Consider the following 22,850-nt stretch of genomic DNA (forward strand, 5'->3'; position numbering starts at 1 on the left):
GGAGCTTTCCGGCCGGCTCCTTAGCGCGGCACCTGTGCTGTGCTCCGTGCACGAGGCAAAGGCCGGTCCGCACCCCCCGCAACACGAGGAGCGCGTTCGGCCGTCCTCCGGTCGGCCGCACCACCGCGCACGCCCGGAGCCGTCACAGCAGGTCACCGTCGTGCAGGTACCGCCCCCCGGGTGATCCTGTGCCGCACGCGAACGGACCAGTGCCCGTACGGCCGCCGCCACAGGCCCCGGCCGGTCCCGGCCCGCCCGGGGGATCAGCGGTGGCGGGCCGGAACGGGCGCTCATAACTTCGCGATATGACGAAACGACAGATCGCCCTCCTGGCGTGCGCCGCGGCCCTCACGGCCTCGGGGCTCGGGGCCGCCGTGCCCGCGGCCGCCGACGGGTCGGTGCACCGGGTGAAGCCCGGGGAATCGATCCAGAAGGCCGTGGACTCCGCGCGCCCCGGCGACACCATCATCCTCGCCCCCGGCACGTACCACGAGAGCGTGCGCATCACCACGCCGAACCTCACGCTCCGCGGTTCGACCGTCTTCCCCTCCGTCCTCGTGCCCGCCGCCACCCCGGGCGCCGACACCTGCGCGCAGGCCGGCAACGGCATCTGCGTGACCGGCACCGAGGCCCGCCCCGTCGAGGGCGTCACCGTGCGCTCGCTGACGCTCCGGGGCTTCGCCAAGAACGGCCTGTGGGCCAAGTGGACCGACCGCCTGGAGGTGCGACGGGTCATCGCCGAGTCCAACGGCACCTGGGGCATCGCCCAAGAGCGTTCCGTACGGGGGGTGTTGCGCCACAACACCGCCCGGGACAACGGCGACGCCGGGCTGTTCCTGGCCAACACCGTCACGGAGGAGGGAGGAGCCACCGACACCCACGGCACGGTCGTCAGCGGCAACCGGCTGCTCGGCAACCGGATCGGCATCACGGTGCGCCGCCTGCGGAACCTGACCGTCGACCACAACGAGGCCACCGGCAACTGCGCCGCCGTGTTCGTGGTGGGCGACGAGTCCACCCCGCGCGCCGGGGCGATGACCCTGCGGCAGAACCACCTCCACGAGAACAACAAGCTCTGTCCCAAGACCCCCCGCCTGCCCTTCCTCCAGGGCTCGGGCATCGTCGTCACCGGCGCCGAGGACACCGTCGTCGCGCACAACCGGGTCGAGGACAACGTGGGCAACTCGCCGCTGTCCGGCGGCATCGTGCTCTTCAAGAGCTTCGTGGGCGTCCCCAACGAACGGATCGAGATCCACGACAACGTGGTGCTGCGCAACGGCGCCGCGGACCTCGCGAACCGGGACATCGGCAAGACCAACATCTTCCGCCACAACACCTGCGGCGTCTCCGAGCCCGCGGGCATGTGCTGACCGACCGCTCCGCCCCCCCCACCCCCGCAAGACAGCAAAGGCAAGGCGAAACAGATGACGACCGTCGATTCCGCTCCCCCGCCGCCGATGCGGCTGAGAGAACTCGTCTTCGGGGCGGCGTGCGCCGCCGCCGTGCGCGCGGCCGCCCGCCTCGGCGTGGCCGACGCGCTGGGAGACACGCCCATGACCGCGGAGGACCTCGCGGCCGCCGTGAAGACCGAACCGCGCACCCTGCGGCGGCTGTTGCGCGCCCTGGCATGCCAGGGCGTCTTCACCGAGCAGCCCGACGGCACCTTCGCCCACACGGAGATGTCCCGGCTGCTGCGCGAGGACGATCCGCACAGCCTGCGCTACATCGCGCTGTGGTGCACCGAGCCCTGGACGTGGGACGTCTGGCCCAAGCTCGACGAGGCCGTCCGCTCCGGCCGCAACGTCTTCGAGGACGTGTACGAGCGGGAGTTCTTCTCGTACCTCAACGAGGAGGCGCCCGAGTCCGCGTACGTCTTCAACCGGGCCATGACCACCTCGAGCCGGCAGTCGGCCGAGGACGTCGCCGACCTCCTCGACCTGCGCGGGGCGTCCTCCGTCGCCGACATCGGGGGCGGCCAGGGCCACGTCCTGGCGAGCCTCCTGGAGAAGCACCCGACGCTGCACGGCACGCTGCTCGACCTGCCGGCGGTCGTCGGCAACGCCGATCCGCGTCTGCGGGAGAACGGCTCGCTGTCCTCCCGCGTCCGCATCGAGCCCGGCGACTGCCGCGAGTCCATCCCGGTCCGGGCCGACGTGTACATCATCAAGAACATCCTGGAGTGGGACGACGACAGCACCCGCAGGTGCCTGGCGAACGTCCGCAAGGCCGCGAAGCCCGGCGCCCGCGTCGTCGTCATCGAGAACCTCGTGGACGACACCCCCTCCATGAGGTTCACGACGGCCATGGACCTCCTGCTGCTGCTCAACGTCGGCGGCGCGAAGCACACCCGGCAGAGCATGGTGGACCGGCTCACCGCCGCCGGGCTCGTCATCGGCGAGATCCGTCCGGTCAACGCGTACCTGCACGCCTTCGAGTGCACCGTGCCCGGCTGATCCGGCCCCCGGCACGAACTCGGGCCGCCCGCTCCGCGTCTGTCGCGGGGCGGGCGGCCTCGGGTTTCACCGGGTTCCCGGCTCAGGAGCCGGCGTCACGCTCCCAGCGGTAGAAGCAGTGCGCCATGGCGTCCTTGGGACTGCGCCAGGTCTTCGGGTCGTACGCGCTGACGTACGCCGACAGACGCTCGCTGACCCCGCGGAACTCGGGGTGTCCGGCCAGCCTGGCGACGTGGGGCGCCGGGTCCTGCTCGGACTCGATCAGGTGCAGATAGACGTCGCCGAACTGGAACAGGCTGCGCCGGGCGACCCCGACCAGATGCGGCAGCTCGCCGCGGTCGGAGTCGGCGAACACGTCCGCGATCGCGGGCGCCGAGCCGGGCGCCATGCGGGCGACGATCAGTGCGTGGTGCATCGGTTTCCTTCCTGAGGTGATTCCCCGGATGCCCGTCAGGCGCGCGTGACCGGCGCGCTCCGGCCCTCGCGCGCGGCCGCCACGAGACGGTCCCGGATGAGGGCCATCTGGACACGGGAGTTGCGGTTGATGTTGTCCGTCATCCAGGCGTCGTCGACGGGGGCGTCGGGCTTCATCGCGAAGTCCTGGATCCACCGCATCTGGACGCCGCCCGGCAGCTCCGTGTACTCCCAGGCGATGTTCATGTGCGCGAACGGGCCGGTCTCTACGCGGCGGGCGCGCACCGTCCGGTTCTCCCGGTCGGTGGTGCGCTCCGACACCCAGCTCCAGACCTTCCCGTTCTCGTCCGGGTGCATGGTCAGACGGAACTTGGTGGTGTCGCCCTTCCGTTCGAGGACCTCCACGGAGGCGTACTCGCTGAAGAGCTGGGGCCAGTTCTCGATGTCGTTGGTCATGTCCCAGACCAGGTCGAGAGGGGCGTCGATGGTGATGCTGTTGTCGGTGTGTCCGGACACGTCAGACTCCTGCGAGGGCGTTGTTGACGAGGGCGATGAACTCGCCCGGGGTCTTGCAGCGTTCGGCGTCGGTGGGCAGCGCCACGCCGTGCCGGTTCTCCAGCTCGCCGACGATGCCGAGCAGACCGAGCGAGTCGACGCCCAGGCCGCTGAAGGGGGTCTCGGGAGCCGCTTCGAGCTGGGCGGGGTCGACGGTCACGCCGGCCGACTGCTTCATCAGCGTGGCCAGTTCGCCGAAGGTGAGTTCGGTGGTGATCATCTTGGTTTCTCCTTCCTCGCCCGGAGCTACCGGGCGAGTTCGCCACCGCGGCGCACGACGAGCGCCGCGTTGGATCCCATGAGTCCCCTGCTGAGGACGAGGGCCGTGCGCAGCTCGGCGGGCCGGGCTGCGGACATGACCACGTCGAGGTCGCAGTCGATGTCGAACACGTTGGGGGTGGGGGGCACAAGGCCGTGTTCCATGGCGAGCACGGCGGCCGCGGTGTCCAGTACGGGTGCCCCGCAGTAGGCCCGGCCGTAACCGGTCTTGGGGGCCGTGACGGGGACGCGCGTGGCGTGCGCGCCCAGGGCGTCGGCGATCGCCAGGGCCTCGGCGCGGTCCGCCTCCGGTACGCCGAGGGCGTCGGGGAAGACGACGTCGATCTCCTCCGGGGCGCAGCCGGCCTCGTCGAGGGCGACCCGGATGGCGCGGGCGAGTCCCTCCCGGGACTCCGCCCAGCGTGAGGCACCGGTGAAGGTGGCGCCGTGGCCGGCGATCGTGGCCCGTACGGTCGCGCCCCGGTCGAGGGCGCGGGTCTCCTCCTCGACGACGAGCATGGCGCCGCCCTCGGCGGGGACGAAGCCGCAGGCCTTCGCCGTGAAGGGACGGTAGGCGCGGTCCGGATCGTCGACGGTGCTGAGCTCGGGGTAGCCGAGCTGGCACACCATCGAGTACGGGGCGAGGGGCGCCTCCGCGGCTCCGACGACGACCGCGCCGGTCCCGCGCCGGACGGCGCGGGCGGCGTGGGCGAGGGAGTCCAGGCCGCCGGCCTCGTCGCTGGCGACCACCCCGCACGGGCCCTTGAAGCCGTGCCGGATGGAGATCTGGCCGGTGCTCGCGGCGTAGAACCAGGCGATGGACTGGTACGGGCCGACGAACTTGGAGCCCTGTCCCCAGAGCTTCTGCAGCTCTCGCTGGCCGAACTCGCCGCCGCCCGATCCCGCGGCCGTGACGACGCCGATGGAGAAGGGCTCCTCGGGTCCCTCGTCGTGGTTGAGGCCGGCCTCGTCGAGGGCGAGCGAGGCCGCCGCCATGGCGTAGTGGGTGAACCGGTCGGTCTGGACGAGGAAGCGCTCGTCGATGAGGGCGGAGGCGTCGAAGCCCTCCACCTGGCCGGCGACCTTGAGGGGCAGGTGTTCACAGCCCTCGCGGGTGATCCGGTCGAGAACGCCGAGGCCTTCCCGGACGGACTTCCAGTACGCGTCGGAGCGCAGCCCGTTGGGGGCGATCACACCGATGCCGGTGACGACCGCCCGCGGTGACCGCTGTGTGCTCATCGTGTCCTCCCGCCCGGCCCGGTCAGGAGCACGGCGGACTGGAAGCCGCCGAAGCCGCTGCCGACGGAGAGCACGTTCCTCAGCTTCCGGGGGCGGGCGGTGCGCGGCACGTAGTCCAGGTCGCACTCGGGGTCGGGGATCTCGTAGTTGGCGGTCGGGGGCACCACCTGGTGCTGCAGGGCGAGCACGCAGGCGGCGACCTCTATCGCGCCGATCGCGCCGAGCGAGTGGCCCACCATGGATTTGATGGAGCTCATGGGCGTGTCGTACGCGTGGGAGCCCAGGGACCGCTTGACGGCGGCGGTCTCGTGCCGGTCGTTCTGGCGGGTGCCGGAGCCGTGCGCGTTGACGTAGTCGATCGACGTGGGGTCGAGCCTGGCCTGGTCGAGCGCGGTGTCGATCGCCCGGGCCATCTCGAGGCCCTCGCCGGTCAGACCGGTCATGTGGTACGCGTTCCCGTAGGTGGCGTAGCCGCTGATCTCGCAGTAGATGTGCGCGTCGCGGGCCCTGGCGTGCTCGTACTCCTCCAGGACGAGGACGGCCGCGCCCTCTCCCATGACGAAGCCGTTGCGGCGGTTGTCGAAGGGCTTGGAGGCGTGCTCGGGGTCGTCGTTGTCGGGGGAGGTGGCTTTGATGGCGTCGAAGCAGGCCATGGTGATCGGGGAGATCGGCGAGTCCGACGCCCCGGCTATGACGACGTCCGCCCGGCCCTCCTCGATGGTGTGGAAGGCGTAGCCGACGGCGTCGAGGCCGGAGGTGCAGCCGGTGGAGACGGTCTGCACCGGACCGCGGGCCCCGAACTGTTCGGCGACCACCGCCGCCAGCGTGCTCGGCGAGAACGCCAGGTGGAGCTTGGGGTCTGCGGCGCGGTGGTCCACGTCCCACCGCTGTCCGCGCTCGCTGACGAGGACGTAGTCGTGCTCCAGGCGGGTGGTGCCGCCGACGGCGCTGCCGAGGCTGACGCCGACGCGCCAGGGGTCCTCGGTGGCGGAGTCGAGCCCGGAGTCCCGTACGGCTTCGCCGGCGGCGACCGCGGCGAACTGGACGTACCTGTCCGCGTGTTGGATCAGGTCGGGGGGCAGACCGTGGGCGTACGGATCGAAGTCGCACTCGGCGGCGATGCGGGAGCGCAGGCCGACGGGGTCGAACAGGGTGATGCCGCGGGTCGCCGTACGCCCCTGGGCCAGGAGGTCCCAGAAGGCCGCCGTTCCGGCACCGCCCGGGGCGACGACGCCTATGCCGGTGACGGCCACGCGCCGGGTCACTCGAGCGCCCCCTCGACGGCCTCCTCGGTGTCGACGTGACCGAGGCTGGGGTGCGGGGCGAGCGGCCCCAGATGGAAGACCATGCGGGCCTCCACGTCGCCGACGTTGCGGAAGCGGTGCCGGACGCCGATGGGGATCAGGAGGCCCTGGTCGGGGACGAGCGGGTGCGTCTCGCCGTCCAGGTCCACTTCGAACCGGCCCGAGACGACGTACACGAACTCCTCGGAGTACGGGTGGTAGTGCTCGGCGATGCGCTCGCCCGGCTGGGCGATGGCCATCCCCATGAAGCCGCTGGTCGATTTCACCGTGGCGGGCGTGAGCATGGCCCGCACGTCCCCGCCGCGTCTGCGGTTGGGCTCCGTGTCGCTCAGGTTCACGATGAGCCGAGTCTGCTCGAGCATGGTTGATACCTCCGAGTGTTGCGGTGAGATGTGACGGACGGTGGGGGCCGGTGGCCCGGTGCACGGGCCTGCCGCGCGCGGTCGGGCCGGTGGCCCCGGGGCCGTCCTCTCAGGAGCCGGCCGCGCGGCGGTCGGTGACCGGCAGCATGTCGGCGTGCGACAGGAGCCGGTTGAGGTTGCGCTCGGTCTCCAGCGAGCCCTCCACGCCGATCGCGGGCCCGTCGAGGAGACGTTCCAGCGCCTTGGCCTTCCCTGCTCCCTTGACGCCGAGGGCGGCGACGGGGTCGAGGTCGAGGTCGCCCTCGACGTCGACGAGGCGCACGACGACGTCGTCGCGCTGGAAGACGGTGCTGCCGTAGACGGGACTGTCGGGGTCGACGGCCGCCTCCGCGTCCTGCTCGGCGAGGAGCCGGGCCAGGTCCGAACCGCGGCCCGGCTCGGCCGGGTAGTACAGGGCGTGGCGCCGCAGGTCGGCCGGCTCGGGGCGGGCGGAGACCACGTGGTGCACCGCCGGGAGGGCCGCCCGGGTGAAGAAGACGCGGGCCGACTCGGGGTCGGTGAGGTCCCGGTCCTGCTCCAGGTAGGGGTTGATGGCCTCCTCGACGGCCCGGACCCCGGGCTGCCGGGCGACGTGCCGCAGCGCGGACAGGAGGTCGCCCTCCACCTCGACGGCCCGCACGACACGGTTGCCGTGCATGAACAGGGAGGTGCGGCGCAGCCGGGTGTTCTCGTCGACCTGGGCGTCGGGCGACTCGTACCCGGCCAGGAGCTCGGCGACCTTCGACTCGGAGCCGGGCTTGACGGTGAAGGTGAGCGCGTGGCGGGTCACGCCGTCGCCCACGCGGGCCGCCACCTGCTCGCCGGCGGCCGTCTCGGGGGTGAGGGGCCGCTGCGCGCCGGTCTCCCGGAGGATGCTGTAGCGCATGGACCGGGTGTCCCGGACGCAGCTGTGCATGGGCTTGACCATCTCGACGTGTTCCTCGCTGTTCACCCAGGCGAGGAAGGGCGGGGCGCTCTCCCATTCGCTGGTGATGAGCCACTGCGAGGGGTTCTCGATGGACTGGCAGAGCTGGTCGCTGATGTGGCCGGGGACGCCGGCCACCTGCTTGCGCATGACCTCGTACGCCTCGAGGAACTGCTGCTGGGCTCCGTCGTACAGGTCGAGCAGCAGGATCACCCGCAGCCTGGACCCGTCGAACACCGACTGCGATATGCGTGCCGTGGTCATACGGCGCACCTCTTCTCGTCTGCGAGAGCGGGGAGGGACCGCCTGGCTCGGATGGCCGGGGTCGTCATGTACCGAACGTTGGCTCGGGCGCTCGTTCTCCGCGAGCCCCACGGAGCGGATGAGTGAACCGTGCGTCATTCGGGTGCCCTCCGCGCAGGGTCCGGGGCTCGGCCGGGCAGGCATGTGCATCCCATCCCCGACCCGCGTCACCGGTGACGCTGGAGGCCATCGATGAACCGAAGCGAAGCGACCGGTGAGATCGGACACCGCACGCCCGTCCTCGTCGTGGGCGGCTCCCTGGTGGGCCTGTCCACCTCGCTCTTCCTGGGCCGTCTGGGCGTGCCGCACACGCTCGTCGAGCGCCATGCGGGCACCTCGATCCACCCGCGCGGCCGCGGGAACAACGTGCGGACCATGGAGGTGTTCCGCGGCGCCGGGGTGCGCGAGCGGATCCACGAGGCCGCGAAGGTCCTGTCGGCGAACAACGGGATCCTCCAGGCGCCGAGCCTGGCGGGCGACGCCGGCGAGTGGCTGTTCAGGGAGATCGACCCCGGCGGTGGCCTCGCGCGGTTCAGCCCCGCCGAGTGGTGCCTGTGCAGCCAGAACGACCTCGAACCGGTGCTCCTGGAGCGCGCGCGGGAGCTGGGCGGCGATCTGCGGTACTCGACGGAGCTGATGTCGTTCGAGCAGGACGCCGAAGGGGTGACCGCGCGGGTCAAGAGCCGGGAGACGGGTGAGCACACCACCATCCGGGCGGACTACCTCGTCGCGGCGGACGGCCCCCGCAGCCCGATCCGCGAGCAGCTCGGCATCGGGCAGACCGGCCCGGGCGACCTGTTCCACAACGTGAGCATCACGTTCGAGTCGCGTGATCTGGCGGCGGTCGTGGGGGACCGCAGGTTCATCGTCTGCTACCTCACGTCCCCGGAGGGGGACGGCGCGCTGCTGCCGGTGGACAACGCCGAGCGGTGGGTGTTCCACGCCCCCTGGCACCCCGAACACGGGGAGACTCTGGAGGAGTTCACCGACGAGCGGTGCCGGGAGCACATCCGGCGCGCCGTGGGCGTACCGGATCTGCACGTGGAGATCACGGGCCGGGCCCCGTGGCACGCGGCCGAGCGGATCGCCGAACGGTACGCGGACGGACGGGTGTTCCTCGCCGGGGACTCGGCCCACGAGATGCCCCCCACGGGGGCCTTCGGCTCCAACACGGGCATCCAGGACGCGCACAACCTCGCCTGGAAGCTGGCGGCGGTACTGGGCGGCTGGGCCGGACCCGATCTGCTCGCGTCCTACGACGCGGAGCGCCGGCCGGTCGCGGAGGCGACGAGCGCCCGCGCCTCCTCGCGTTCGGTCGAGCACAGCCACCCCGGGTACGCGCCGGGTCCCGGCGCGGGCGGGAAGCGCGGCGGGATCCTCAACGTCGCGCTGGGGTACCGCTATCCGCGGGGCGCGGTCCTGGGCGCCGACCCGGCGGTCCCGGTCGTGCCGGACGGACTCCGTCTGACGGGCGAGCCCGGCAGCCGCGCGCCGCACCTCTGGCTGGACCGGGCGGGTGAGCGGATCTCCACCCTGGATCTGTACGAGGCGGCTCCGGTGCTGCTGACCTCGGCGGGCGCCGTCGGCGGCTGGCACACGGCGGCGGCGCGCGTCGCCGAACGCCTCGCGGTGCCCCTGGCCTCGTACCGGATCGGCGCGGGTCCGGACGCGGACCTCTCCCCCGTGGACGGCCAGGACTGGGCCGAGGCCCATGGCATCACCGCGGACGGTGCGGTGCTCGTCCGCCCGGACGGTTTCGTCGCCTGGCGGTCCGAGGGCACATCGGAGGACCCGGAGTCGGTCCTGAGGGCCGCCCTCACGGCCGTCCTCGGCCTCGGATCCCGGCCCGGGGCCCGCTGAGCCGGGCGGCGGTGCGGTCCGCGGACCCCGGGCGGCGGACCGCCCGCCCGCGGGGCCGACGGGTCCGCCCGGAGGCCGCGCGTCAGGGTGCCGGGGGCTCCAGCGCCCTCTCCAGCGCCGGGGCCGTCTCAGCCGTGCGAGAGCAGCGCCGCGGTGAGTTCGGCCGCGCGCCGGTGCCAGAGGTCCGCGCCCCTGAGCATGGCGTGGCCGCCCGTCGGCATCGGGATGCCCGCCGCGTCGGCGCCCGCCTCCCTGGCCCGGCGGACGAACTCCCAGGACTGGCGGGCCGAGGTGACCCGGTCGGTCTCGTCGTGGAGGAGGTAGAGGCGCCGGCCGCCGAGGTGGTCGACGGGCTCGTCGGCGGGGCACCACGGCGCGAGCGCGACCACCCCGCGCACGGCGGGGTCGGCCGCGGCGCGCAGGGCGGCCCGGCCGCCCATGGAGTGGCCCAGGAGCACGACGGGCACGGCCCCGACCTGTTCGCGGAGCCGCGCGAGGGCGGTCTCGGCGTCCCGGGCGGCGTCCGCGCGCTCCCCGTTCCAGCCGCGGTGCCGGTAGCGCACCTCGGCCACGAGCACCCCCCTGCCCCGGACGGCCCGCGTCACCGCGCCGACGAAGGGGCGCATCCGCAGCGCCGGCAGGTTGAGGGCGGGCGGCGGCTCGGGGCCTTCGGCGCGGCCGCCGTGGAGCAGCAGCACGGCGGCGCTCGGTTCCGCGGGCGCGCTGCGGACGAGGAGCGCGGTCGGATCGGCACGGCGGGTGGGGCACAGGGTCATCGCGCGGCCTCTCCGCTCGCGCGCCGGCCCGCCGGCCGGGGGACGCGCCCGCTCGTGCGGGACGGATGACCGGGCCGCTGCGCCATGGGGCCTCCAGGGGTCGTGAGGACGGGACACCGTGAGGGGGCGAAGTCTGCCAGGCCGAGGTGTCCGTCAGGTACACCGCGCACGGCCTACCGGTCCCGGGCCGCCCGGAAGCGCGCGAGGCCGTCGGCGAGGTCCACGAGCGGTTCGGGGTAGTCGTAGGCGGCCCGGTCCAGGCCCTTCAGGCGCCAGGGTTCGTGGATCGAGCGGCCGGGGAGCTCCGCGAGCTCCGGGACCCAGCGGCGGACGTACGCGCCGTCGGGGTCGTACCGCTTGGCCTGGAGGACGGGGTTGAGGACCCGGTGCGGCCGGGTGTCGGTGCCCGTCCCGGCCACCCACTGCCAGTTGAGCTGGTTCTCGGCGATGTCGCCGTCGACGAGGAGGTCGAGGAAGTGACGCGCGCCGTCCCGCCAGTCGAGGTAGAGCGTCTTGGTCAGGAAGGAGGCGGTGAGGAGGCGGCCCCGGTTGTGCATCCAGCCCTCGTGCGCGAGCTGCCTGAGGGCCGCGTCCACCACGGGGTACCCGGTCCGGCCCTCCCGCCAGGCCCGCAGGTCCGCCTCGGCCTCGGCGCCCCGCCGCCAGCGGTCGTGCCGGGGCCGGTAGTCCTCGTGCGCCGTCTCCGGCCGCGCGGCGAGGACCTGCTGGTGGAAGTCCCGCCAGCACAGCTGCCGTACGAAGGCCTCGGCACCCGGGCCGCCGCGGGACCGCGCACGGTGGACGGCCTCGGTCGCCGAGACGGCGCCGAAGTGGAGGTACGGGGAGAGGCGCGAGGTCGTGTCGCCCGCGAGGTCGTCGTGGCCCGTCCCGTACGCGTCGGCGTGCCGGGACAGCCAGTTCCCGAGCCTCCGTCGCCCCTCGGTCTCCCCTCCCGTGGCGAGGCCCGCGGAGACGCCCGCCACGGCGGCCCGGGCGGGCAGCCTCTCGGAGCGCGGCCCGGACGGCACGTGTACCGCCCTGGGCGCGGGGTGGGGCGTGCGGAGCGGTACGGCGGACCAGCGCCGGAAGTACGGGGTGAAGACGGCGAAGTGGTCCGAGCCCTGCGGGGTGACCTCGCCCGGCGGCACGACGGTGGTCACGGCGTCGTGGACGTGGAGGCGGCGCCCGTCGGACTCCAGGGCGTGCCGCAGCCGGTCCTCGCGCGCGCGGGCGAACACCGTGTGTCCGGCGGCCAGGTGGACCTCGGCGGCGTCGGCCTGCCGGGCCACGGCGCACACCTCGGCGACGGTGTCGCCGGAGCGTACGACGAGCCGGCCGCCGCGCTCGCGCAGCCCGGAGTCCAGGTCGGCCAGGCAGTCCGCGAGGAAGGCGAGCCGGTTGGGCGCCGCGAATCCCGCACGGTCGACGGCGGGGTCGCGCACGAACAGCGGGACGGTCTCGTCCGTCTGCCGCACGGCGGCGCGCAGGGGCGGATGGTCGTGCAGCCGGAGGTCGGAGGTGAAGAGGACGACGGAGACGGTCATGGCGCCATTCCCTTGGTTCGGTCACTGCGGGTAGGTGCAGCCCACCACAGAAAGGGCCCCTCGCACGAAACACGGCGCGGCTCGCACCACGAATCGAACGCGCGCACCCGCACGGATGAGCGCCACGGACTCCCCGGCTCCGCTTGCGCGGTCGCGGCCGCGGAGCGCCGGAGAGTGGTGCCCCACACCGTCGTCCTGTCCGTAGAAGGAGCCTGATGGGCAGCCGTCTGATCCGTCGTTGCCGCGACACCTTCCTCGTAGCGGTGGTCGCCGCCGTGACCGCCGCCGTGACCGGCGTGCCGGCCCGGCCGGGCACCGCCTCCGCCGCCGAGCCCGCCTTCGACCCCGCGCCCGCCCGGGCGGCCCTGGAGCGTCTGCTGCCCGCCCGGGCAGCGCAGTTCACCCTCGTCGCCGTCGAGGAGACCGGCTCCGGGGACTCCTTCTCGGTCTCCGGCGGGGCGGGCGCGATCCAGGTGCGGGGCACCTCGCCAGCCACGCTGCTCACCGGAGTGGGCTGGTATCTGGAGCGGGTCGCCGGGGTCGACATCGGCTGGCCGGGCGACAGCGTCGGCCGGCTGCCGGAGACGCTCCCCGCGGTCCCGGGCACGATCACCCGGTCGGCGACGGTGACCCACCGCTACGCCCTGAACGACACCGACGAGGGGTACTCCGGCGCGTACCGCGACTTCGCCTCGTACCGGCGCGACATCGATCTGATGGCGCTGCACGGCGTGAACGAGGTCTTCGTGCCGACCGGGGCCGAATACCCGTACTACCGGGCGCTCCAGGGGTTCGGCTATGACGCGGAGGAGCTGCGGGCGTGGATCCCGGGCCCCGCGCACCAGGCCTGGTGGCTGCTGCAGAACATGTCGGGCTTCGGGGGTCCGGTGTCCGAGCGGCTGATCGAGGCGCGGGCGGCGCTGGGCGCCCGGATCGCGGGACATCTGCGCTCGCTGGGGATGACGCCGGTGCTGCCGGGCTTCTTCGGTACGGTGCCGCCCGGCTTCGCCGACCGGAACCCGGGCGCGGTCACCGTCCCGCAGGGCAAGTGGGTCGGGTTCGCCCGGCCCGACTGGCTGGATCCGACGGGACCCGTCTTCGGTGAACTGGCCGCCTCCTACTACCGGGTGCAGCGGCACCGGTTCGGTGACACCGCCCTGTTCAAGATGGACCTGCTGCACGAGGGCGGCACGCCCGGCCCGGTCGACGTCGCGCGGGCGGCGGAGGCCGTCCAGGAGGCCCTGGACACCGCGCACCCCGGGGCCACCTGGGTCATGCTCGGCTGGCAGAACAACCCGTCCGCGGCCCTCCTGAGCGGGGTGGACCGGAGCAGGGTGCTGATCGTCGACGGCCTCTCCGACCGGTACGAGGGACTCGACCGCGAGACGCAGTGGGGCGGTACGCCCTACGCGTTCGGTTCCATCGCGAACTTCGGCGGCCACACCAGCCTGGGCGCCAACACCGGCGTGTGGGTGGACCGTTTCCGTACGTGGCTGACCAGGTCCGACAGCGCGCTGAGCGGTATCGCCTACCTTCCCGAGGGCACCGGCGGGAACCCCGCGGCCTTCGACCTGTTCACCGAACTCGCCTGGGAGCCGGACCCGGTCGACCACCGCGCCTGGTTCGCCGCCTACGCGGCCCGGCGCTACGGCGGTGCCGACCCGCACGCGGCCGCCGCCTGGGAGCAGTTGCGCCTCGGCCCGTACAGCGGGACGTCCGGCACGTGGAGCGAGCCGCAGGACAGCCTCTTCGCCGCCCGGCCCAGCCTGACGGCGACCAGGGCGGCGCGCTGGAGCCCGACCGCCATGCGGTACGAGGCCGTCGCGGTGGAGCGCGCCCTGTCGGAGCTGCTCCAGGTGGCGCCGGAGCTGCGGAGCTCGGACGCGTACCGCTTCGACGTGGTGGACGTGGCACGCCAGGCGCTCACCAACCGGGGCCGGGCCCTGCTGCCGCGCATCAAGACCGCGTACGACGCGATGGACCTGGAGGGCTTCCGGGCCCTGGTGCGCGAATGGACCGCCGAGGAGGAGCTGCTCGGACGGCTCGTCGCCTCCGACCGGCGTTTCCTGGTCGGCCCGTGGCTCGCCGACGCCCGTTCCTGGGGCGCCGACGCGGCCGAGAGCGACCGTCTCGAGTACGACGCCCGCTCGATCCTCACCACCTGGGCCGACCGGGGACCGAGCGAGAGCGGCCTGCACGACTACGCCAACCGCGAGTGGGCCGGTCTCGTCCAGGACGTGTACGCGCCGCGCTGGGCCGCCTACTTCACGAGCCTCGACACCGCGCTCGTACGGGGCACTGCGCCGGTCGCGATCGACTGGTTCGCCCGGGAGGACGCCTGGGCTCGCGGCCACCAGGCCTATCCGACGGCCCCGGTGGGCGACCCCGTCGCCCTGGCGGGGGAGGTGGGGGCGGCCCTGGCCCTGACGTCCACGGCCGCGCACCCCTGAGGTGTGCCCCGACGGTCGTCACCGGCCGCGCGAGAACCAGTTCCTCCTCGGGCCGGGTCCGGCCTGCTTGTCCGGCCAGGCCGGCTCTCCGGGCGCGGCGAACGGGACGGGTGCCGCCGCGCCCGGCGGTGCCGGGGGCAGCGGCCGGGTCGGCGGCTGCAGGCGCTTCAGCCTGGCGGTCCACGGGCCGTCCGCCATCTCGAACTGGACGATCAGGGGGCCCTCGGGCAGCGGTACGGTCTCGCGCCGCTTGCCGATCTCGTTGACCGCGTTGTCGTACTGCGGCAGCGCCGAGTGGTCGTCGTGCCCCGCGAGTTCGTAGACGTGGACGATGAGGTTGTCGTCGCCGCGGTAGTGGACGGCCATGTCGGCCACGCCTCCGGTGTGCAGCAGCACCTGGGGACCGCGGTACGGCGCCTCCTCCTCCGTCAGGCGGGGGGCCGCCGCCAGCGGCGACACCCGGACCTGCCAGGGCCCCTCGGCCTGCAGCTTCAGACGCAGGGTGCCGTGGGCGGGGACGGTGGTGAGGACGCTGCCGTGGAAGTCCTCCTCGGTGCTGTTGACGAGGTTGTCCTCCTCCTTGTTGCGGCGGTTGAGCAGCCAGAGTCCCGTGTACCCGTCGCCCCTGATGTCGAGCTGGACCACGACCGGGCCCGGCGGGAGCCCGCCGACGGTGATCACGTCGTTGTCCCGGCCGGTCTCCGTGTACGGCTCGAAGACGGGCCCGTACGTCCACCAGCCGGCGGTGACGGGAGGGACGGGCTCGGCGGGCGGGACGGCCGCCACGGGCGGGACCGCCGCCGGAGGGACCGCGAACGGAGGGGCCGCGAACGGAGGGGCAGCCGCGGCGGGGACCCCGAGGGGCGGGGCCGCCGCCGGAGGAACGGCCGCGGGCGGAAGGACGTCCGCCGGCGGAAGGACGTCCGCCGGCGGAGGGGCGAAGCCCGGCACGGGGGCGGGAGCCGGCACGGGCGCGGGAGCCGGCACGGGGGCGGGAGCCGGCACGGGTGCGGGAGCCGGCACGGGTGCGGGTGCGGCAGGCGGAGTCGGCGGGGATGCGGGCAGGTGGCCGGCCGCCGGAGGCTGCGCGGGTGCGGGCGCCCGCGGTGTCGCCGGTGCCGTCGACCCGCCGGAGGATTCGGCCACGTCCACACCGTGGTCCGTGGCGAGACCGGCGAGCCCGGTGACCCAACCCTGGCCCACGGCACGGAACTTCCATCCGCCGGCCCGGCGGTAGAGCTCGGCGAGGACCATCGCCGTCTCCCCGGCGGCGTCGGTGACGTCGTACCGCGCGACCGACGTGCCGTCGGGTGCGAAGGCCTCCACCGAAAGCCCGGCTGCGTCCCGCATCGCACCGCGCTCCGTCGAACCGACGAGCAGCACGCGCGCGATCTGCTCCTCCACGGCGGTGAGACCGACCTCCAGCCACGCCGTGCCGGCCGCCGCGGCCCCCGCCACGTCCGCGAGCCGGACCGCTCCGGAGGGGTGGACCGGGGCGCCGTGGAAGACGACGTCCCCGTCGCCCCTGACCTTCCCGGCCTCGGTGAGGAGCAGCGCCATGGCGTCCACGCCACCGCGCACGGCGATCCGCAACGGCACGGACGGAACGAACCCGTTGCTCCCCTTGGTCATCTCCCCCACGACACACCGGCCTTTCCCTCGGAGTTCCCACCCAAGACCTTCACAAAGAGGATCTTGCAGTCGGTCGGCCGTCCCGGACAAGGTCCCGGACCTGCGCCGCCTCCGGCGCTCGGGGACCGCCCGGGGCGGTCCGGCGTAGGCTTCCCCGCACACGGAGAGGGCAGAGGGGGGCGCATGACGGTCGGTGCGGGGCAGCGGTGGGGGTCGGAGCTCGACTCGGTCGTGGTGTACGCGCAGGGCGCGCTCTGCCGGCGCCTGGCCCGGGGCACGGTCCCGCCGGACGGCCGGGTGCGGGTGACGGGGCTGCCGCGCTCGCTGGACCCCGGTTCGCTGCGGGCCCGGGTCCTGGGCGCCTCCGGGGCCCGGGTCACCGAGGCGCGGGTGGAGGTCGAGGCGGCGCCGTACGCCGACGGTGCGCCCGACGGTCTGCGGCGCGAGGCCGAGCGGTTGCGCGACGCGGCCGCGGCGGCGCGGGCGCGCCGTGACCGGCACCGGGCCCTGATCGGGGAGGTCGGCGGTCTCCGCCCGGTCCCGCCGCCGCGCAAGCGCGAGGATCCGCACCGCCGCACGCCGGTCGACGCGTGGCTGGAGCTCGCCGAGTTCGTCGACTCGCGCCTTGCGGGGCTGCACGCCCGGCTGGCCGAGCTCGACGAGGCGCTCCGGCTCGCCGAGCACGCCTTCGAGGTCGCCCAGGACCGGCTCCACCGTGCCTCCACCGACGCTCCGGCCGCTCGTGTCGACACCTCGGTCTGTGCCGTGCTGGCCCTCGACGGGCCCGAGGGGGCGGAGGAGGTCGAGCTGGAGCTGGAGTACGGCGTGCCGGGTGCCGTCTGGGTGCCGACGTACCGGCTGACCCACCGTCAAGGAGACGGCAGTGGGCGGCTGGTGCTGCGCGCCTCGGTGGCGCAGCGCACCGGCGAGGACTGGAGGGGGGTGCGCCTCGCCCTGGCCACCGCCGATCTTCGGCGCCGTACCGATCTGCCGGCGCTCCGCTCGATCCGGATCGGACGCCGTCAGTCCGCGCCCGCGCCCTCCGGCTGGCGCGAACCCCCGGCGGGGCTCGCCGACCTGTTCACCGGGTACGAGGCGGCCGGCGCGGCGCCACGGCCCTCCCTCCCCGGTTCCGCCGCCGGAGGAGCCCCCGGCTCGGCACCGGTTCCGGTGACGGTGCCCGCCCCCGTGCCGGCACCGGCACCGCTCGCGCCTCCGGCGTTCACCGGGCCGCCGCAGCCCGGTGGCGGGTACGGCGCGGCGCCTTCGGCCTTCGGCGGTGCGGTTCCCGCGGCCCCGCAGCCACCGGGCAGCCGGCCGCGTGGCGGTGGGGCCTTCCGAGGGGCCCCCGCGCCCCAGGCCCCGGCGGCCCCCGGCGCGGCGGCTCCGCCACCGCCACCGCCGCCGGTGGGTCCGCCGCAGCCGAGCGGTGCCGAACTCGACTATGCCGCGCTCGTGTTGGCCGGCCCGGAGGAGCCGGGCGCTCGCCGTGGCCGGCTCTTCCCCGGCTCCTCCTTCGACGCCGTGGCGGTCGAGCACCGCCGCCGCGCCGAGGCGGTGGCGGCGCTGCCGCTGCCCGAACACGCCGTGCGCCCCCGGGAGTCGGCGGGCTCGTTCGACCACCGTTTCGACGCCGTCGCCCGCGCCGACGTCCCCTCGGACGGCACCTGGCACAGCGTCGCCGTCGGGGAGATCCCGGTCGGTCTGCGCGCCGAGCACCTGTGCGTGCCGGCCGTGGAGCAGACGGTGTACGCGACGCTCGCCGTGTCCAACGCCACCGATCAGGCGCTGCTCGCGGGCCCGGTGGAGGTCACCGTCGACGACGACTACCTGCTGACCGCCGCGCTGCCCACGCTCGCGCCCGGTGCCGTCCGCCGGCTGGGCCTCGGGCCCTCCGAGGGCGTCCGCGTCACGCGCCGCACCCACCTCAAGGAGTCGACGGCGGGCCTTCGCAACAACGTCACCGTGCTCGACCACCGCGTCCACGTGGAGCTGGCGAACCGCCTCGCGGGGCCGGTCACGGTCGAGGTCCACGAGCGGGTGCCGGTCTCCTCCGAGCCGGACGTCCGCATCGAGGAACGCGCCGACTGGACGGAACCCGAGGAGGGTGCCGCGCCGGAGCGGCACGCCCCTGGCACCCGCGTCTGGCGGGTGGAACTGCCCGCAGGAGGCACCGCTGCGCTCGACGGCGGCTTCGAGATCCGCATCCCGGCCGGCAAGGCCCTGGTCGACGGCAACCGCAGGAGCTGACACCCACCATGTTCACGGACCCGCAGCCGATCGCCCTTCCCGTCACCGCCGTCACCTGCCTGGAGGACCGCGCCCACGTCGAGCGCACCGCCGTGCTCGATCTGGAGGCCGGCGTCCAGCGCCTGCGCCTCGGGCCGGTCAGCCCGCTCGCCGTCGACCGCACCCTCCACGCCGAGCTGACCGAAGGCCACCCCGCCACCGTGCTCGACGTGCGGATCGTCCGCGCGTGGACACCGCGCGGACCGGTGCCGCCCGGCGAGGAGGACTCCGCCCTCCACCACCGCGAGCACGCCCTCGAAGAGGAACGGCTCGCCGTGGAGCAGCACCGTGACCGGCTGCGGGGCCGCCTCGACCTGCTCGGCGGGCTCGCCGCCGATCTGCTGCGGGAGATCGGCGAGGGTGCCGGGTTCGGGGAGTCCGAAGGTCCCCGCTGGGGCCGTGAGCTGGACCGGGTGGACGCCGAGCGCGAGACGTACGGCGAGGAACTCCGCACCGTGGAGGCCCGGCTGACGGCCCTCGCCGCCGAACTCGCCGCGGTCCGGCGGGCGATGGAGCTCGCCGAGGAGGAGCCCGCCGAGCTGCTCGCCCATGTCGAGCTGACGGTGGAGGCGACGGCCGCCGGTCCCGTACGGCTCCGGCTGACCCATCTGACCCCGTGCGCGCTGTGGAGGCCCGCCTACCGGGCCGTGCTCGACGGGGACTCCCTGACCCTGGAGACGGACGCCATGGTCTGGCAGCGGACCGGGGAAGACTGGTCGGACGTACGGCTGACGCTGTCCACCGCCCGGTCCTCGCTCGCCACCGCACCGCCGCGGCTCGTCGAGGACCGGCTGACGCTCAAGGACCGCACCGCGGCGGAGCGCCGCACGATCGACGTCGAACTGCGCGAGGAGGAGATCGCGACGCTCGGCCCGGCCCCGGTGCTCGGTCTGCCGGGCGTGGACGACGGCGGCGAGGCGCGGGTCCTGCACTCCCCCGCGCCGGTCTCCGTGCCCGGGGACGGCCGGGCCCACCGGGTGCCGCTCTCCTCCTTCGGTACGGTCGCGAGCAGCGAGTACGCCTGCTCGCCCGAGCTGTCCCCGCTGGTCACGCAGGTGGTGCGGTTCGACAACCTGTCCGGCCACGCCCTGCTCGCCGGGCCCGTGGACCTGGTCCGGGGCAGCGGCTTCATCGGGCGGGGCACGCTGGACTTCACGGCTCCCGGCGCCGCCGTGGAGCTCGCCTTCGGCAGCCGCGACGACCACCGGGTGGTCCGGCACGCCGAGGAGTCCCGCGACACCACCGGCCTCACCCAGCGGACCGTGGTCACCCGCACGGTCCGGCTGCACCTGTCCCGGTTCTCGCCGCCCGGGGAGCGGGACGAGCGGGTGGTCGTGGTCCGGGAGCGGATCCCCGTCTCCGAGGTCTCGGCGGTGGAGGTGCGCCTGCGCAAGGAGGCCTGCTCCCCCGCCCCGGACACGGTGGACGCCGAGGGCATCGTCCGCTGGGACCTCACGCTGCCGCCCGGCGGCCGCCGCACGGTCACCCTGGTGTACGAGCTGACGGCGACGGCCAGGGTCGCGGGGCTCTGAGCCGCTGACGACCGGTGTCCGCACCACTCCTCCCCCGCAGGTGCGCCCGCGGACCCAGCGGGGCGCGGCAAGCGGCGGGCACCCTACCAGCCCGACACCCTCCCCATCCGGAACTCCCCTCACTCTCCACAACCGAACGGTTGCGTGCGGTAGCCATGGGGGCGGGAGGGAACACCTTGGTCTTCAGTCTGGGTCGCCGCCGCAAGGCCGCCGTTGTCAGCACCTGTCCGTTCACGTCCGCACCCCCGTCCGGCGGGTGGGAAACAGCACCGCACGTACCCGTATCGACGGTGACGGACCGTCGGGAGGCGGAGAGCTTCGTCCGCCAGTTCCATCGCGAACAGCCCGGGGCCGGGGACGTGGAGCGCAGGGTCCGCGAGGTCCTCACCGAGATCGGCCGGACCGGTACGTACGAACACACCCCGGCCGAGCTGTCCTTCGGCGCCCGGGTCGCCTGGCGCAACGCGGCCCGCTGCATCGGCCGGCTGTACTGGCGCAGCCTCGTGGTGCGCGACCTGCGGCACGTCACCTCGGCCGACGGCATCGCCGCCGACTGCTTCGAGCATCTGCGCCTCGCCGGGAACGCCGGCCGGATCCGGCCGGTGATCTCGGTGTTCGCCCCCGACCGGCCGGGCCGCCCCGCGCCGCGGATCGTCAACGACCAGCTGGTCCGGTACGCGGGACACCGCACCCCCGGCGGCCGCTGGATCGGCGACCCGCGCGGCGCGGCGCCGACGGCCCGCGCCCGCGACCTCGGCTGGAAGCGGGACGAAGAGCCCTTCCAGGTGCTGCCGCTGATGGTCGAGGAGCGTCCGGGCGCGCGGCCCGAGTGGTACGAACTGCCGGACGGCTGTGTCATGGAGGTGCCGCTGCGCCACCCGGACCACGGGTGGTTCGCGGAGCTCGGGCTGCGCTGGTACGCGGTGCCGGCGATCAGCGACATGACGCTGGAGATCGGCGGGGTGCGCTATCCGGCGGCGCCGTTCAACGGCTGGTACATGGGGACGGAGATAGGCGCCCGCAACCTCGCCGACGCCGAACGCTACGACCTCCTCCCGGTGGTCGCCGACCGTCTGGGCCTCGACCGCTCCTCGGAGCGCACGCTGTGGCGGGACCGGGCGCTCGTCGAGCTCAACGTGGCGGTGCTGCACTCCTTCCAGCGGGCCGGGGTGACGATGGCGGACCACCACACCGAGTCCGAGCGGTTCCTGCGGCACATCGCCCAGGAGACCCGCCACGGCAGACCGGTCCCCGCCGACTGGAGCTGGATCGTCCCGCCGGTGTCGGGCTCCACGACCGCGGTCTTCCACCGGTACTACGACCCGGTGGACACCTCCCTGCGACCGGCGTTCCTGCCCCGGGAGGGCCAGGGACTGGCTCCTTGAAAGGCTCTCGCGATCGGGCACGGATGGGACTTTCGGCAGTGGCAGGACGGCGCCCGATGCCCGTACCGTCACCTCCGTGGACGGCGCAGTGATCGACCAGGACGTGGCGACTACCGGAACCTCTCTTGTACGCAGGGCACTTGAGCCTGGAACCCTTCTCACGGCGACCACCGCGGTGGCCGCCGGTCTGAGCGTGATGAACCCGTGGTGGGCTGTCCCGACCGCCATCGCCGCGTTCCTGGCAGGACGACGGCCTGGACGGACGGCGCCGACAGCCCTCGCCCTGGTCGCGGTTCTCGCGGCCGGGGTGACGGCCTTGTCCGTCGTTCCCGCGTGGCTCCCCCTGGCCGACCGCTTTCTGGCAGTGGTGGTCGCAGCCACGATGCTGCCCTGGTTCGCGGGCCGGTTCTGGTGCCAGTATCAGCAGCTTGTCCGGGCCGGGTGGGAGCGCGTCGGCCAGCTGCAACGCGAGCAGGAGCTGATCGCCGATCAAGCCCGGCTGCGCGAGCGGGCACGTATCGCCCAGGACATGCACGACGTGCTCGGCCATGACCTCAGCCTGATCGCCCTGTCTGCCGGCGCACTCAAACTCGCGCCGGATCTCGAAGAACACCACCGAAGGGCGGCAGGGGACATCCGAGCCAGAGCTGCGGCCGCGGTGGAGCGTCTCGGCGAGGTGATCGGTGTCCTGCGGGAGGAGACCGACACCACGCCGATGGACCCCTGCAACTCCAGCCTCACGAGTCTGACCTCCGAGGCTTCTGCGGCCGGTCTCACGGTGGAGCTGCGCGTCGACGGCGAGGCGGACGACGTGCCGCCCGTGGTCGCACGGGCGGCTCACCGGGTCGTGCAGGAAGCTCTGACCAACGTTGCCAAGCACGCATCCGGCGCGACCGCGACTGTCCACGTGAGGCATGCGGCAACAGAAACACGGGTCGTCGTGGAGAACGGCCCGCCGTCGTCCGCGGCCGACCAGCGGCCCCGGCCTCGGACCGGAGGGCGTGGCCTCGTCGGTCTGGAGGAACGTGTGCGGCTGACCGGCGGTTCGTTCGACCACGGCCCGCGAGACGGAGGCTACGCGGTCGTCGCGCGCATCCCGCACACACCCTCGCCGCCACCGCCGCTCTCTCCCCCGCCCGCTCGCGGCGACGAGTTGCCGCAGGAACATCGCCGCGCTCGGCGCCGGGTCGGCCGGACCCTGGTCGCCGCGGTCATGGTGCCCCTCGTGACCGGAGCCCTGCTGAGCGGAGCTCTCACGGGCTGGGAGATGCTGTCGGCTTCGCAGTCGGTCCTGGACCCACGCGACCATGCCCGCCTGCGTGTGGGGCAGGATCGGTCCGAGGTGGAGCGTTTCCTGCCGGACCGGCAGACCGACGATCGACCTCTGAACGCCGAGCCGACGGGAGACGGCACAACGTGCGAGTACTACGCGATGACGGCCGACCGGTTCGACGATCGGTCCGGCGACGCCTACCAGCTCTGTTTCCGGAAGGACATCCTGGTGTCCCTGGACACGATCACCCCGTGAGC

The 22,850-nt window shown here is 73.9% G+C and carries 18 protein-coding genes; 8 read left to right on the forward strand and 10 right to left on the reverse strand.

Translation table 11 applies throughout. The features are described from left to right. The first annotated feature begins 305 nt into the window (after positions 1 to 305). A complete protein-coding gene (locus tag ABT041_RS31035) occupies positions 306 to 1,370 on the forward strand; it encodes a right-handed parallel beta-helix repeat-containing protein (RefSeq protein ID WP_351190703.1) in 1,065 nt (354 codons plus the stop codon). A gap of 54 nt (positions 1,371 to 1,424) precedes the next feature. Then, positions 1,425 to 2,453: a methyltransferase gene (locus tag ABT041_RS31040; RefSeq protein ID WP_351190705.1), complete on the forward strand. Its 1,029-nt coding sequence runs from the start codon at positions 1,425 to 1,427 to the stop codon at positions 2,451 to 2,453. A gap of 82 nt (positions 2,454 to 2,535) precedes the next feature. On the opposite strand, the gene ABT041_RS31045 is transcribed toward ABT041_RS31040, so the two are convergent. The 7 genes from ABT041_RS31045 to ABT041_RS31075 form a co-directional block, all read right to left on the reverse strand. Then, positions 2,536 to 2,868, reverse strand: a complete 333-nt coding sequence (locus tag ABT041_RS31045) for a TcmI family type II polyketide cyclase (RefSeq protein ID WP_351190707.1) — start codon at positions 2,866 to 2,868, stop codon at positions 2,536 to 2,538. 35 nt (positions 2,869 to 2,903) lie between these two features. After that, a complete protein-coding gene (locus tag ABT041_RS31050; RefSeq protein WP_351190709.1) occupies positions 2,904 to 3,383 on the reverse strand; it encodes an SRPBCC family protein in 480 nt (159 codons plus the stop codon). Position 3,384: 1 nt separating this feature from the next. After that, entirely contained in the window at positions 3,385 to 3,642 is a 258-nt protein-coding gene (locus tag ABT041_RS31055) for an acyl carrier protein (protein ID WP_351190711.1), read from the reverse strand. 26 nt (positions 3,643 to 3,668) lie between these two features. Beyond that, on the reverse strand, positions 3,669 to 4,919 hold the full coding sequence (locus ABT041_RS31060) for a ketosynthase chain-length factor (protein WP_351190713.1): 1,251 nt from the start codon (positions 4,917 to 4,919) through the stop codon (positions 3,669 to 3,671). Continuing rightward, positions 4,916 to 6,184 carry a beta-ketoacyl-[acyl-carrier-protein] synthase family protein gene (locus ABT041_RS31065; RefSeq protein ID WP_351190715.1) on the reverse strand — a complete coding sequence of 423 codons (1,269 nt, stop codon included), beginning with the start codon at positions 6,182 to 6,184 and terminating at the stop codon, positions 4,916 to 4,918. The genes ABT041_RS31060 and ABT041_RS31065 overlap by 4 nt, the downstream gene beginning before the upstream one ends. Then, positions 6,181 to 6,585 (reverse strand): cupin domain-containing protein, encoded by a 405-nt coding sequence (locus tag ABT041_RS31070; RefSeq protein ID WP_351190717.1) that lies wholly within the window; start codon positions 6,583 to 6,585, stop codon positions 6,181 to 6,183. The genes ABT041_RS31065 and ABT041_RS31070 overlap by 4 nt, the downstream gene beginning before the upstream one ends. Before the next feature lie 109 nt (positions 6,586 to 6,694). Beyond that, complete coding sequence (locus ABT041_RS31075) at positions 6,695 to 7,813, reverse strand: SchA/CurD-like domain-containing protein (protein ID WP_351190718.1); 1,119 nt, start codon at positions 7,811 to 7,813, stop codon at positions 6,695 to 6,697. 231 nt (positions 7,814 to 8,044) lie between these two features. Here ABT041_RS31075 and ABT041_RS31080 point away from each other — a divergent pair, with 231 nt between their 5' ends. After that, on the forward strand, positions 8,045 to 9,712 hold the full coding sequence (locus tag ABT041_RS31080) for an FAD-dependent oxidoreductase (RefSeq protein WP_351190720.1): 1,668 nt from the start codon (positions 8,045 to 8,047) through the stop codon (positions 9,710 to 9,712). 128 nt (positions 9,713 to 9,840) lie between these two features. Here ABT041_RS31080 and ABT041_RS31085 read toward each other — a convergent pair whose 3' ends face one another. Both ABT041_RS31085 and ABT041_RS31090 read right to left on the reverse strand, forming a co-directional pair. Further along, a complete protein-coding gene (locus ABT041_RS31085; protein ID WP_351190722.1) occupies positions 9,841 to 10,488 on the reverse strand; it encodes an alpha/beta hydrolase family protein in 648 nt (215 codons plus the stop codon). 173 nt (positions 10,489 to 10,661) lie between these two features. After that, a complete protein-coding gene (locus tag ABT041_RS31090; protein WP_351190724.1) occupies positions 10,662 to 12,032 on the reverse strand; it encodes a cryptochrome/photolyase family protein in 1,371 nt (456 codons plus the stop codon). A gap of 215 nt (positions 12,033 to 12,247) precedes the next feature. On the opposite strand from ABT041_RS31090, the gene ABT041_RS31095 reads away from it, so the two are divergent. Continuing rightward, complete coding sequence (locus tag ABT041_RS31095; protein WP_351190726.1) at positions 12,248 to 14,482, forward strand: alpha-N-acetylglucosaminidase; 2,235 nt, start codon at positions 12,248 to 12,250, stop codon at positions 14,480 to 14,482. Positions 14,483 to 14,500: 18 nt separating this feature from the next. Here ABT041_RS31095 and ABT041_RS31100 read toward each other — a convergent pair whose 3' ends face one another. Then, entirely contained in the window at positions 14,501 to 16,114 is a 1,614-nt protein-coding gene (locus ABT041_RS31100; protein ID WP_351190728.1) for a TerD family protein, read from the reverse strand. Positions 16,115 to 16,297: 183 nt separating this feature from the next. On the opposite strand from ABT041_RS31100, the gene ABT041_RS31105 reads away from it, so the two are divergent. From ABT041_RS31105 to ABT041_RS31120, 4 genes are all read left to right on the forward strand, one after another. Continuing rightward, positions 16,298 to 18,364, forward strand: coding sequence for a DUF4139 domain-containing protein (locus ABT041_RS31105; RefSeq protein WP_351190730.1), 2,067 nt, complete (start codon positions 16,298 to 16,300; stop codon positions 18,362 to 18,364). Positions 18,365 to 18,372: 8 nt separating this feature from the next. Next, complete coding sequence (locus ABT041_RS31110) at positions 18,373 to 19,935, forward strand: mucoidy inhibitor MuiA family protein (RefSeq protein ID WP_351190732.1); 1,563 nt, start codon at positions 18,373 to 18,375, stop codon at positions 19,933 to 19,935. A gap of 290 nt (positions 19,936 to 20,225) precedes the next feature. After that, a complete protein-coding gene (locus tag ABT041_RS31115) occupies positions 20,226 to 21,320 on the forward strand; it encodes a nitric oxide synthase oxygenase (protein ID WP_351190734.1) in 1,095 nt (364 codons plus the stop codon). 196 nt (positions 21,321 to 21,516) lie between these two features. Continuing rightward, positions 21,517 to 22,848: a sensor histidine kinase gene (locus ABT041_RS31120; RefSeq protein WP_351190773.1), complete on the forward strand. Its 1,332-nt coding sequence runs from the start codon at positions 21,517 to 21,519 to the stop codon at positions 22,846 to 22,848. Positions 22,849 to 22,850: the final 2 nt, after the last annotated feature.

Source organism: Streptomyces sp. NPDC002825 (assembly GCF_040295385.1).
Classification (GTDB): Bacteria; Actinomycetota; Actinomycetes; order Streptomycetales; family Streptomycetaceae; genus Streptomyces.